The organism is Parabacteroides sp. AF39-10AC, assembly GCF_003635405.1.
GTDB lineage: Bacteria > Bacteroidota > Bacteroidia > Bacteroidales > Tannerellaceae > Parabacteroides > Parabacteroides distasonis.
This window is the reverse complement of sequence record NZ_QTLP01000049.1, coordinates 1-13212: the sequence shown is the minus strand read 5'-3', so window position 1 is coordinate 13212 and position 13212 is coordinate 1. Positions and strand designations below refer to the sequence as shown.

Below are 13212 nucleotides of genomic sequence, written 5' to 3'. Positions count from 1 at the left end.
TATTTCAAGCGATGGTGATTTTCAGAAAAGCCATTTTTAAAGACATAAAGTGTTGTTTATCAGGAGTAAATAGGGCGCTCTTGGTAGGGCTTTGAATTGTCGTGAGGCTTGAGTGGAGATCTTGATATAATCTTAGGAAAAGATAATCATAATGATGAATGTTTTGAGAGACGGTCGCTCGGAGAGGGGTACGGCGCGGGTTGGCAAGCGTCATGACCTGAAGACTGTACGCTGGTACGTGCTCACGCTTCCTACTACGGGTGTGGCACGACGCGACAGGATCAGCCCCGCTAAAAGCTTGGATGCCGAGCTTTCCCGGCGCGAGCGTCGTGGGGAGACGTTGTTCGAGTATTTCGCCCCCTCCTATGTGGAGGTGAGGAAGGTGGACGGAAAGATGGTAAACACGAAGCGGCCCCTGCTGTTCAACTACGTGTTTATCCGGTCCTCCGTGGAGGAGATCTTCCAGATGAAGCGTACGCTTCCCCTATACAATTTCCTTCCCCGGGTCTCTTCCGGAGGCATGACTCATTTCCCTTATCTCTCGGATGACGAGATGGGTAATTTACGTTGGGTGGCTGAATCTTATTCCAACGAGCTTCCGGTGTACGTTCCTGACAGCGATCGCCTGCTAAAAGGTGATCGCGTGCGTATCACGTCCGGTTATTTTACCGGTATGGAGGCGGAGGTGGTGATCCAGCCGGGTGGCGGGCATAAAGATGTCATGGCGCGTATCCTCGATTGCATGTGGGTCCCCTTGTTGGAGGTGAAGCCGGGCGAGTATGAGCTGATCGAGCTGAACACCAAGGGTAAGCACGCCTATACCCATCTGGACAACGATCGCCTGCGGGAGGGCTTGCACGATGCCTTGGGACGTTACCATGCCTCCGGCAGCGTATCTGAGGAGGATACTCGTTTGGCCCGTGAGGTATTGAGATCCTACGGTTCTCTCCGTGCGGAGACGGACGTGATGCGCTGCAAGGTCTACTCGTCGCTCCTACCTACCTACAAGCTGTTAGGCGAGGAGGATGAGTTCGTACGCTTGTTCGCCACGATGCGAAGCATGCTCCCGTTGGTAAAGGCTCCGCAATCCCGTGCCTTGTTGCTGGTGACGCTCTACGGTTGCACGGACAGCAGTCTCTACCGGCAGATGGCGCACGAGGTTGTGGACCCGTGGCGGTGTGAGTCCTCGCCCAAGAAAAGCAAGTTATCCTTGATCCGCCGGCTGGACGATTACGATCGATGGCTGAGACACTAATAGAGTTGACAGTTTAAATCATAATTCAACAATCATAATTCAAAACATGTCTTCCCTTCCTTCCGGCGTTCGTTTGGTGCGGTTGCTGAACGAGCATTTAAATGATATCATGAGCCGCGAGCGTGCGAACCAAAACTTGATTCACCTGTATTGCACGGGGCCTTACTGGGTGGCATTTGAGTGCTCGGCCTATCAGTTGCGCCATGTATTCCCGGACAGCGAGATTACGCCAATGCGTTTGCTCGGCTACCCGTTCCCGGTGGTGATGGTGTCCGTTACGGATCGTTCGCTCCGCTCGTATGCCCGCAGGCACATCTTGCGAAGAGACGACATAGATTACAAATTATTAACAGCATCCCAACTCTCCCATGAGGACTACCAAGCGTGGCATGCCGGCGAGGTGAAGGGGTTGCCTTCATTAAGTGAGATCGTATGAGTGAAGAGAGTAGTAGTATTCCTTTCGAAAAAAGAGAGGGAGAGAATCCGGAACGATTCATCCCGGATGGGATGAATGCTATCGAACGTAACGTGAAGCGTATTGGGGATTGTCTTTTGGCCTTCATCGCTTTGATCGTATTCTCCCCTTTGTTTTTAATTTGCTATATCGTCGTGAGGTGTGAGGATGGCGGTCCGGCTGTATTCAAGCAAGAGCGTATCGGTCGTTTCGGTCGTCCGTTTCATATCTATAAGTTCCGCAGCATGCGTTTGGACGCTGAGAAATTCGGTCCCGCCCTTTACAAGGGAGGTGCGGATCCCCGTATGACCCGTGCGGGGAAGTTCTTGCGCGAGCATCATTTGGACGAGTTGCCCCAATTGTGGAATGTCTTCATCGGTGATATGTCTTTTATCGGTCCCCGTCCGGAACGGAAGTTCTACATCGACCAGATCATGGAACGTGATCCCCGCTATCGTTACCTGTACCAGATCCGTCCGGGCGTGACCTCTTATGCCACGCTCTACAACGGCTATACGGATACGCTGGAGAAGATGCTTCGCCGTCTGCGCTACGATTTGTTCTATTTGGAACACCGCTCGTGGTGGTTCGATTTCAAGATATTGGTGAAGACGTTCTTGAACATAGCATTTGGTAAGAAATTCTAGACAAGGATAACCGGAAAGGGCAATTCCGTCCTTCCCATAAATCAAAATACCATGAAGAAAGTATTGAAAGGCTGGCTTATCGACAATTCGGTGACCACCGACAACAAGACGGACAAGATCCTGCTGCTGGCTTCGGCTGGAAGTTTAACTTTGGATGACGTGTTGGAGGAGATGTACAAGCAAGACACCGGTCTACGCCCGGAGACGATGCGTCACTCTGTGACTCTCTACCATCGGATAGTAATGGACTTGATCTTAAACGGCTATAGCGTGAACACGGGTCTGTTCCGTGCCGTCCCCCAGTTGAAAGGCGTGGTCGAGGGCGGCGTTTGGAACAAGGAGAATAATTCCATCTACGTCTCTTTCACGCAAGACAAGGCTCTGCGCGAGGCGATCGCCAAGACCGTGGTGGAGATCCTCGGCGAGAAGTCTAACATCATGTACATCCTGGAGACCGAGGATCGTAAGACGGGCTTGAAGGACGGCAGTGCCACTGCGGGTCACAACTTTTTCGTCCGTGGGGCGATGCTGAAGGTGGTTGGCGACCACGAGTCGGTAGGTGTTACGCTGACCGATTCCAAAGGTGCCACCACGAAACTGACGGATGACCAGATCACCATCAACAACCCTTCTTCGCTCACGTTGCTCCTGCCGGCTGATTTGGCGGAAGGTGAGTACACGCTGACTGTGACGACGCAGTATGGTAGTGCGGGTCACATACTGAAAACGCCTCGTAGCGTAAGTACGCAAATTTGGGTGGGCGGAAAGCCTGCTGATGGCGGTGGCGATAGCGAGAGCCCGGATGAGATCTGACATATTTGGTAAATCGCTATTACCAGTACAGGTAAATCACTATTACCTGTACTGGTAAACCTCCTTTACCTGATAAGGTAACAGAGATTTCTCGGTTGAGTATGCTTTGGAAATAGCTTGTACATTGGTGAGATCACGGTGTGATCTGATAATGGGTGTAGGAATTATGTGAATAAAGTTCCTAATAACATTACATTGGACACAGATAATGTTAAAATCAAAATTGATTGTTAATATGACTAGGTTTAGGGTACTGCAAAGAGCCTCCCCTAGAGTGTACGCCTTGTATTGAGTTTGCATAATATTTAAATGATTTATTAATAGAGAGATGAGAGAACGTATTGTTGCCTTCGACTATTTAAGGGCTCTTGCTATTACCGGTATATTGCTATGCCATTTTTGTCATAATTATAATTCAATTTCATTTTTAGGACATTATTTCGGAGGTGTCTTTGTAACATTGTTTATCGCAATGTCTGGTATGCTATTTGGTATTGTATGGAATAATAATAGCCGGATGGAATATGATATGTCTTTTCTGAAACAAAGATTTTTTAAACTTTCAGTTACATATTATCCATTTCTGATTTTAATGTTTGCATTCCTTTATTTTGTGGATGATTATCATTTCAATGTAAAAAATCTGTTCCTAATAAATATGTTTCATTTTTGTTTTTTATTAGTTTTGAGATATATTTGATGTTTGAGCTTGTTAGTGAAGGACGTTATTCCTTAATGCGTATTATAGATAATCCTTTTTTTGCTTTTGTAGTGTATGTGATTTCTAGTGTATTATTGGGTTGTATATTGCATTTTATTGTAAAATACATAAAAAATATGTGCTTTAATTGCTCTTAAGTCATGAAATATTATTCTCTGCATTGTCTGGTGTGTCTTAATAAAGTGTGTGCTTTGGATTGTTCGATTACGATTTTATGTCTGCAAATTCCGAAAACAATAAGCGAATAGCTAAGAACACGTTGTTCCTCTACATGCGCATGCTTCTGATTATGGGGGTGACGCTGTACACCAGTCGGGTCGTGTTGAGGGTTTTGGGTGTAGAGGATTTCGGCATTTATAATGTGGTGGGAGGGGTAGTTTCCATCATGAGCTTTTTTATTTCTAGTTTATCTAATGTTACCCAACGATATATGAATATAGGTTTGGGAAAACAAGACTTAATGGAGACAGGATGTGCTTTTAGACAGAGCCTAACCCTCATGTGGCTGTTGTCCGTATTATTATTGCTGTTTGGTGAAACATTGGGACTTGGGTTTGTATACAATAAGTTAGTGATACCTCCAGAGAGGTTAGGTGCTGCCGTTTGGGTATATCATTTTTCATTGATCTCCATACTTTCCGCTATTAATCAAGTCCCATTAATGGGGGCTATAGTTGCGCATGAGCGAATGAATATATATGCCTATCTTGGTCTTTTTGAGGCTTGTGCTCGATTATTCATAGTCTATTTGCTTGAAGCTTTTGGAACAATCGATTCGTTGATATTGTATGGTTTGCTTATGGCTATAGTTTCTGTCTTCGTCTGGCTAATTTATGCGATATATAGTGTAAGGTCATTTACCGAATGTAAATTTAGGTTTTATTGGAATTATAGTTTGGTCGCAGAGATGTCAAAGTTTATAGGTCAAAATTTATTTGGCTGTTTCGCTTGGTCTGCAGGTGTACAAGGAACAAATATCCTTTTAAATATATTCTTTGGTCCCGCTGTAAATGCGGCACGAGCGGTTTCTGTGCAAGTAAGCGCAGTTGTTACACGTTTTACTGAGAATATGATGACAGCGGTTAAACCTCAAATAATTAAATCATATGCTTCCGGTGATTGTGAATACATGGTGACACTAATTGAGAAAAGCTCTAAATATGCTTATTTCTTAGCGGCCTTGATAGCTATACCTGTAATGGTTGAGATAGAGTTTATACTGGAGGTTTGGTTAGGTGAGGTTCCAAGCCATACTATATCATTCACTCGTCTTGTTCTGTGTGAATCCTTGATAGGAGTATTTATACCACCTCTATGGATGGCGGCAAATGCAACTGGACATATAAAAAACAGTCAAGTATATGGTAGAATGTTCACGTTGGCGATATTACCTATAAGCTATCTTTTGTTAAGATTGAATGCTAATCCGCTTGTCCCATTTATTGTTGCGGTTTTAGCAAATGTAGGATATTGGTTTTATAGTTTGTGTGATATTCATAGGCAAATACAGTTGAATATGAGAAAATACTTTCGAGATGTTGTTAGGCCTATATTAATTTTTACATTCTCATTGGTGTTAGTCGGTTCTATATTGATGTTAATCGAACCTAATGATTCAGTTTTTCGTTTCTTGATAGTTTTTTCGCTTTCCGTATTTATTGGCTTTAGTGTTATTTATAGTTTGTTGCAATCAAGTGAGCGTATGATATTGCATGCGGCTCTAAAACGATTTGTTGTTAAATAGTTGTTTTTGTTATTAATAGAGTAAAAATAGTATATAAGCAATGTAGGGTTATTGAATCATGTTAAGTAACTAGAATATATTTGATGTAATTTGAATTTAAATTATTTATATATGACTTGTGGCAATAAAAAAAGAATTCTGTTCGTGATGCAAAGCCTTTATGATGGTGGAGCGGAAAAATTATTGGTGGATATGCTTAATAATTTTGATTATAGTAAATATGATATAGATCTTTTGTTAGAACATGATTTTGGAAATTATGCAAATCTAGTGCCTTTAGAAGTGAGAAAAATAATATTATTCTATAATATTAATAGACCCTTATTAGAAAGGATGATAGGAAAAATAATGTCCTATTTTGGTTTATATTATTTTTATATATTATTTTTTAGAAGACAGATAATAATTGATAAGATGAAAGGTGAAAAGTATGATACGATAATATCTTTTTTAGAAGGACGGAGTTTGGTGTATCATAGCTTTATATTGAAGCAAGGAATTAGGCATTTATCTTGGGTGCACGTAGATCTGTTTAATTTCCATTGGACAAAAAGGTATTTCAAAAGTAATAAGCATGAGAAGAAATGTTATGAATTAATGGATGATGTGATCTTTGTGTCTAATGATGCGAAAAATAAATTTCAACAACTTTTTAATGTGACTACATCCACAAAAGTAATATATAATTTGATAGATTGTAAGACAATTGTCTTGCGGGCAAATGAGTTTAAAGTTGAGAAAAGGAAATTTACGGTTTGTCTAGTAGGAAGATTGGTTAGACAAAAACAATTTGATAGTATTATAAGAGTTGCTAGAATTTTTGTAGATAATGGATATGATATAGATTTTTGGATTGTTGGTGCAGGTTGTTTGGAGTCAGATCTTAGTAAAATGATCCATGATTTACATTTGGATGATAATGTACACCTTTTAGGTTATAAGCCTAATCCTTATGTCTATATAAAGTGTGCGGATTTATTTGTGAGTTGTTCTTTGGCAGAGGGATTTTCTTTAGTTGTGGCGGAAGCATTATGTCTGGGAAAAGCAATTGTGTCTACAAAAACAGTTGGTCCAGTAGAGCTTTTAGGGTCAAATTCCGAGTATGGGGTTTTGGCAGACAATGATGATGAATCTCTGTATAATGCAATTAAATTATTTGTCAATGATTATAATAAGGTCTTTGTCTATCAAGATAAAGCAGCAAAACGTTCTTTGATGTTTGATGTTGAAAAAACAATGAATGAAATATATAGTATTTTATGACTGGCTCATTTGTTATTAAGAAGAATAGAATTTTAGAGATATTGTTCTTTATTATAATATTTCTTGTTAATCTTAAAATGACACTAAATATATCAGACTTTGCTACTGCTAATTTATCTATACTTATTATTGGTATTTCTTTTATTTCGTTGCTTTTTACAAAGATAGATGATAATATTTATTGGATAGTTCTATTTTTTATACTTTCATTGTTTCGTGTGGAAGCATCTAAAATGTTGTTTGTGTCATTGCTGGTATCAATATCTAGGAATCTTTATATTGATAAAATGGCTAAATATTCTTTTTGTCTAACTGTATTATTCTTAATTATAAATTACGGTTTATTGATTTTAGGAGTGTTGCATGAAGAATATTCTGATTTTTTCTATAAGTCTGGAGGCGTTGTTAGTGATATGGGATATGGAAATCCTAACCTGTTTTCATTGTATTTGTTTTTCTTGGTTATTTTTCTTGTGGTTTTAAAGAAAGAAATTAATACATTTCTTGTCGCTTTTATAGTCTTTGTTATATATGAATCATTTTATTCTCGTACGGTTCTGTTCTCTGGCTGTATTCTGCTTGTTTTATCTTTTGTTCAAAAAACAAATTTAAAAAAATGTTTCTTTAATAAATATATATTGTTGTCTTATCCATTTGTGATACTATTCTTTTTTATTGTTGTTTTATTTAATGAATCAGAGTATTCTTTTATTCATGAAATTAGTTCTGGTAGATTAAGGTATTCTTTGCTCGTATTTGGCGAATTAACTCCGAATAATTTGTTGATTGGTGCAACTAAGATTGATGAGTCTATTATAATAGATGTTGCGTATATATCATTGCTGCTGTCTTCTGGAATTTTTTCTTTAGCATATTTGTATAATCTATATTGTAAGGCTGTTTCTAAGTTTGATTATAATTCGATTCTCATTCCTGTAATGCTTCAATATTTATTTTTGAGTTTGTCCGAAAGTGCTATTATTAATACATATCTTTGGGGAGGTCTGTTTTTTTGGATAGTAATGTCGGGTAAGTATTCTTGTGGTAAAACCAATTAATTATTTATATGTTTTTTGATTTAAAGAAAAAAATATCTTATAAAGAATGGAATGTGGGATTTTTTAATGCTATTCCAGAAGATTTAGTCAGTGATAATATTGATTTGTCTAATATCACTTGGTTAAGGAGAGACTCTAAATTTCATTGTTATGCAGATCCATTCATTTTAAATGTATCTGACTGCACTATTGATTTGCTTGTAGAAGATATCTTGTTAGGTAGTAAAAATGTAGCAACAATATGTCATTTGTCTGTCGATAAATGTACAGGTGAAATAATTGAAAAATATACGTTGATAGATGATAATATACATAACTCTTATCCCTTGATTATTAGAGGTGATACTCTTGATGAGGTTTATATTGTTCCTGAAAATTCGTATTCTACAGAACTTAATGTTTATAAGTATAATACTTTGTTACATTCTTGTGAACATTTCAGTACTATGCTTCCTGTTGCAGTTGCGGATGCTACAATCTTGCCTTATAATGGAGCCTTTTATCTTTTTGCAACTTCAAGAAATGCATATAATAAGGATTTGTATATGTGGACTTCAAATAATAGATTATATGGATACGATTTGTCTCCAATATTAATAAAATCTAATTTGTTTGGGAGCAGAATGGCTGGTGATTTCATGTACGTAAATAATACTGTATACAGACCAGCTCAGGATTGTTTACAAGGGTATGGTAAAGGTATTATTCTGTATAAAGTTGAGGATATTTCAGATAAGTCCTATAATGAAACAAAAGTAATATCCCTTTATCCTGATTCCTCGTCATATTACTCGGATGGTTTGCACACGATAAATTTTTATAAAAGCATATGTGTTATAGATGGTTATAAGAATCACTATATTCCTTTTCAGAAAATATATCGTAAATTATTTGATAAGTATAGATCATGAATATCTTGTTTATTAGTTTATTAGATCCTTCTGAATCAGGTAGTGGCAATCAAAAAGTCACTTTGTTGTCTGCCAAATATTTGTCTAGTGTTGGAATTCATTGTTTTATAGCTTATTTTAAAGATTCTGAATATAGTTCCTCTCAATTAGTCTTTGATGCGAAATTTAAAATTGATTATAATGATTTAGATGGTTTCCGTTCTTTTCTTATTGATAATGAGATTTCTATTATTCATAATCAGGCATCAAGAGCTGTTAATATGAAATTCCTTGGTCAAGCTGTTGCGGGATTAAAAGTGAAAATTATATCAGTTTTGCATAATCTTCCAGGAACAGAGAATATTAGATATAATAAGCAATCTCTTTTGTTTCAAGTTCTTAATAGGCGGATTTCTTTTAAGTGGCTTATTTATCTTTTATTGTTATTCTTCTACCCTATTACTCGTTTTCTAGTTAAATATACTACCAAAAGGAAGTATAAATCTATCTATAAATACTCAGATGCTTTAGTTCTCTTATCTGATGCTTATATACCCATTTATAGATCTATTGCTAATTTGAAGGATTCTTCTAAGATGGTCTCAATTCCCAATTTTCTCTCATTTGATTATGTTGAGCGTAACTATTCTAAAACAAATGAGTTGCTAATTGTGGCTCGATTTGATGAAATATCTAAGCGTATATTACTAGCATTAAAAATTTGGAAACATTTTTTATCTACTTATGACGTGAGAGATTGGTGTTTAACTATAGTTGGTTATGGAGAGTGGGAATCTGTTTATAAAGACTTTATAAATAAAAATGATATTGTAAATGTGAAATTGGTTGGGCGTGATGATTCAAAGAAATATTTTGAACGTTCGTCAATACTAATGTTTACCTCTTTATTAGAAGGTGCTCCACTAAGTCTGCTTGAAGCTATGCAGATGAAAGTAGTCCCTATTGCTTTTGATGATTGTATGGCTATTCGAGGTTTCTTAATTAATGATGTTAATTCAAAAGTTATTAAGTCTTTGGACATATCTGAATATTCTCGCTCGATTTATGACTTAATTACTAATGAAAAATTGCGTTGTAAACTTTCAGAGAATGCTTTTAATTGTCTCCATTATTTTACTGTAAAAAATGTTATGCTAAGGTGGGTGGATTTGTATAATAGTTTGTTGAAATAATATATAATTATGTGTCACGAAAATTTTATTATTGGATACACTTCTGGAGTGTTTGATATGTTTCATATTGGTCATTTAAACATACTAAAACGAGCTAAGGAATTGTGTGATTTTTTAATTGTTGGTGTTAGTACCGATGAATTGGTAAGAGAGTATAAGCATAAAAGTCCTATAATCTCTTATGATAATCGTAAGGCAATTGTTGAGGCTTGCAAATATGTAGATAAAGTAGTTCCTCAAGTTAATCGAGATAAAATGTCTGCTTATCATCGTTTGCATTTCGATGTGATGTTTGTTGGTGATGACTGGAAAGGTAATTCTTTGTTTCAGGAAGTAGAAGCTGAGTTGAATAAGAATGGAGCTAAAGTTGTTTATTTTCCTTATACTAAAGGTATTTCTTCTACTATATTGCGTGATAAACTAGTTTAAATTACTACTATGAATGTTGATATTAAAGATTTTCAATATAAAATATTAGAAATAGCGTTTTATTTTGATGAGTTTTGTAAGAAATATGATATAGAATATTATTTAATGGGTGGAAGTGCTTTAGGCGCTGTTAGGCATCATGGCTTTATTCCATGGGATGATGATTTTGACGTTTTTATGACTTTTAATAATTATCATAAGTTCCTTCATTATGCTTCTATACATCTTGATACAGAAAAATTTCATCTTCAAAGAGAAAATTCTACTGAGTGGCCTTTGTTTTTTTCTAAGTTAAGAATGAATGGAACAACTTGTATTGAAAAAGGATATAATAAAATGCATCAAGGTATTTATATTGATATAATGTGTTTGTATAATGTATCACCTAATAAGTTTGTTCGTTATATTCAATATTTATCCGCTCAAATTTTAAAAGCTACATCTCTTTATTTGGTAGATTACGATTCTGATAGCTTTTTCAAGAAAGTATTTATTAATTCTTGTCATTTTGTTGTAGGTACTACAGCAAAAAACTTTTTATTCAAAATATTGAATCACTTTTCAACTAAAAATACGTTACTTGTTGGCCATTTTTTTGGGAAGGCTCCGTTTCCCAAAACGAGTTTTCCTCGTAAATGGTTAGGAATTCAGCGCTATGTGAATTTTGAGAATCTCCTTTTACCTATTCCTTTTGAAGCGGAAAAATATCTTTCTCTTAGGTATGGTAGCGATTTTATGAAAATCCCTAATTCTGATATTTTTACAGAATATCCTATTCATGCAGTTTTTGTTGATATACATAATGATTATACAATTTATAAAGACAAGTTTAATTCTTAATTATCTTAGCTTTAGCTGATTACTTAACTGAAAAATCTTTTCTTTATCATGAAAGTAGTACTTCTTGCAGGAGGTTTCGGTTCTCGTATATCTGAGGAATCTCAGTTCAAGCCGAAGCCAATGATTGAGATTGGTGGTATGCCAATCTTGTGGCACATTATGAAAGAGTATGCCTATTATGGTTATACCGAGTTTATCATTTGCGCCGGTTATAAACAGGAATATATTAAGGAGTGGTTCGCCAACTATTTCCTTCATAACTCTGATGTGACTTTCGACTATCGTGGTGGCAACAACGAAATGACCGTTCATCAAACTAATATGGAGCCTTGGAAAGTCACAGTCGTTGATACGGGCTACAACACTATGACTGGAGGTCGTATTAAGCGTATCCAGAGATATATAGAGAATGAGACTTTCTTGATGACATACGGCGATGGTGTTTGTGATGTAGAAATTGATAAATTGGTGGAGTTTCATAAGAGCCATGGCAAGCTTGCGACCCTTACGGCCGTCAAGATAGCACAAGATAAAGGAGTCTTAGATATTACTAAAGATCAAGCCGTAAGGGCTTTTCGGGAAAAGAACGCCTCTGATGGCGCTCCTATTAATGCCGGCTACATGGTGTTGGAACCCGAGGTTTTTGATATGCTGGAAGGGGGTGACTCTTGTGTCTTCGAAAAGACCGCACTAGTCAAGTTGGCGCAAGAGGGTCAGTTGATGTCTTACATCCATACTGGTTTTTGGCAGTGCATGGATAATATACGTGAGAAATCTATGCTTGAAAAACTGCTTGCCGAGGATAAAGCTCCTTGGAAGCGTTGGGAGCGCTCTGTTCCGGAAATACCAGATTACGCAAAATAATAAGTTATCATACGAATGGGAAATATATTGGATTTTTATAAAGGCAAGAGGATTTTCCTTACAGGCCATACCGGCTTTAAGGGCTCTTGGATGTGTAGGATGCTCGCTAATGCCGGAGCGATCGTTACAGGATATTCACTGAAAGCCCCAACAGAACCATCGCTATTTCGAATTGCTAATATTGAAGATGACATACATTCCGTGATTGGCGATATACGAGATTATGCCTCCATGAAGAAGGCTTTTGATGAGTCGCAACCAGAAATTGTACTGCATCTTGCCGCTCAGCCCATTGTTAGAGATTCTTATAAAGATCCTGCCTATACCTACGAGACAAACGTGATGGGTACCGTGAATATTCTTGAGTGTGTTCGCAATAATTGTTGCGTGAAGTCTTTCTTGAATGTCACTACGGATAAAGTGTATTTGAATAGGGAGTGGAGTTGGGGTTATAGGGAGAATGAGGAATTGGATGGGTATGATCCTTATTCAAATTCCAAATCCTGTTCGGAGCTGGTGACTCATAGCTACAAGCGTTCTTTCTTTACAGATATTGATGGTCTGCCTATTATTCCTATTTCTACTGCTAGAGCGGGTAATGTGATAGGTGGTGGAGATTTCGCCAGTGATAGAATAATACCTGATTGTATCCGTGCGGCTGTAAAACATGAGGATATTGTTGTGCGTAATCCATACTCTACCCGTCCTTATCAACATGTTCTAGAACCTTTGTATGCTTACCTGCTGATAGCGATGAAGCAATATGAGGATATCGGTTTTGCGGATTATTATAATGTAGGTCCCGATGATGTGGATTGTTTTCAAACAGGCGCTCTTGTTGAGCTATTTGTGAACAAGTGGGGCGAAGGCATGAGGTGGGTGAACAAGTATGATGGTGGTCCTCACGAGGCAAATTTCTTGAAGCTTGATTGCTCTAAATTGAAAAAGACTTTTGGATGGAGCCCTCGATGGAATCTGGATGAGGCAATGGAAAAGATTGTTGAATGGAGTAAGGTTTGGCTAGCAGGTGGGGATGTTCGT

At 37.5% G+C, this 13212-nt stretch carries 14 protein-coding genes; all 14 read left to right on the top strand.

The window, feature by feature from the left end; translation table 11 throughout:
- Window positions 1-151 precede the first annotated feature (151 nt).
- The gene (locus DW033_RS23420; protein ID WP_048927436.1) at window positions 152-1255 is read left to right on the top strand and encodes a transcription termination/antitermination protein NusG; all 1104 of its coding nucleotides are present in this window, start codon (window positions 152-154) and stop codon (window positions 1253-1255) included.
- A gap of 46 nt (window positions 1256-1301) precedes the next feature.
- Window positions 1302-1691 (top strand): hypothetical protein, encoded by a 390-nt coding sequence (locus DW033_RS23415; RefSeq protein ID WP_048927435.1) that lies wholly within the window; start codon window positions 1302-1304, stop codon window positions 1689-1691.
- Window positions 1688-2356 carry a sugar transferase gene (locus tag DW033_RS23410; protein WP_005868193.1) on the top strand — a complete coding sequence of 223 codons (669 nt, stop codon included), beginning with the start codon at window positions 1688-1690 and terminating at the stop codon, window positions 2354-2356. Before DW033_RS23415 ends, DW033_RS23410 begins: the two co-directional genes overlap by 4 nt.
- A 51-nt stretch (window positions 2357-2407) precedes the next feature.
- Window positions 2408-3169, top strand: coding sequence for a DNA-binding domain-containing protein (locus DW033_RS23405; protein ID WP_005868194.1), 762 nt, complete (start codon window positions 2408-2410; stop codon window positions 3167-3169).
- 328 nt (window positions 3170-3497) lie between these two features.
- Entirely contained in the window at window positions 3498-3869 is a 372-nt protein-coding gene (locus tag DW033_RS23395; protein ID WP_005856250.1) for an acyltransferase family protein, read from the top strand.
- Window positions 3870-4104: 235 nt separating this feature from the next.
- Complete coding sequence (locus tag DW033_RS23390) at window positions 4105-5634, top strand: hypothetical protein (protein ID WP_122383215.1); 1530 nt, start codon at window positions 4105-4107, stop codon at window positions 5632-5634.
- Between the two features lie 111 nt (window positions 5635-5745).
- Window positions 5746-6897 (top strand): glycosyltransferase, encoded by a 1152-nt coding sequence (locus DW033_RS23385; RefSeq protein WP_005868195.1) that lies wholly within the window; start codon window positions 5746-5748, stop codon window positions 6895-6897.
- A complete protein-coding gene (locus tag DW033_RS23380) occupies window positions 6894-7955 on the top strand; it encodes a hypothetical protein (protein WP_008780443.1) in 1062 nt (353 codons plus the stop codon). Before DW033_RS23385 ends, DW033_RS23380 begins: the two co-directional genes overlap by 4 nt.
- An 8-nt stretch (window positions 7956-7963) precedes the next feature.
- Window positions 7964-8866, top strand: a complete 903-nt coding sequence (locus DW033_RS23375; RefSeq protein WP_005856272.1) for a hypothetical protein — start codon at window positions 7964-7966, stop codon at window positions 8864-8866.
- Window positions 8863-10038 (top strand): glycosyltransferase, encoded by a 1176-nt coding sequence (locus DW033_RS23370; RefSeq protein WP_005856274.1) that lies wholly within the window; start codon window positions 8863-8865, stop codon window positions 10036-10038. The genes DW033_RS23375 and DW033_RS23370 overlap by 4 nt, the downstream gene beginning before the upstream one ends.
- A gap of 9 nt (window positions 10039-10047) precedes the next feature.
- Window positions 10048-10467, top strand: coding sequence for an adenylyltransferase/cytidyltransferase family protein (locus DW033_RS23365; protein WP_005856277.1), 420 nt, complete (start codon window positions 10048-10050; stop codon window positions 10465-10467).
- Window positions 10468-10476: 9 nt separating this feature from the next.
- Window positions 10477-11307, top strand: coding sequence for a phosphorylcholine transferase LicD (locus DW033_RS23360; protein ID WP_005856279.1), 831 nt, complete (start codon window positions 10477-10479; stop codon window positions 11305-11307).
- A gap of 48 nt (window positions 11308-11355) precedes the next feature.
- Entirely contained in the window at window positions 11356-12171 is an 816-nt protein-coding gene (gene rfbF, locus DW033_RS23355; RefSeq protein ID WP_005856281.1) for a glucose-1-phosphate cytidylyltransferase, read from the top strand.
- 15 nt (window positions 12172-12186) lie between these two features.
- The coding region (gene rfbG / locus DW033_RS23350; RefSeq protein WP_122383214.1) for a CDP-glucose 4,6-dehydratase at window positions 12187-13212 on the top strand (1026 nt) is incomplete at its 3' end.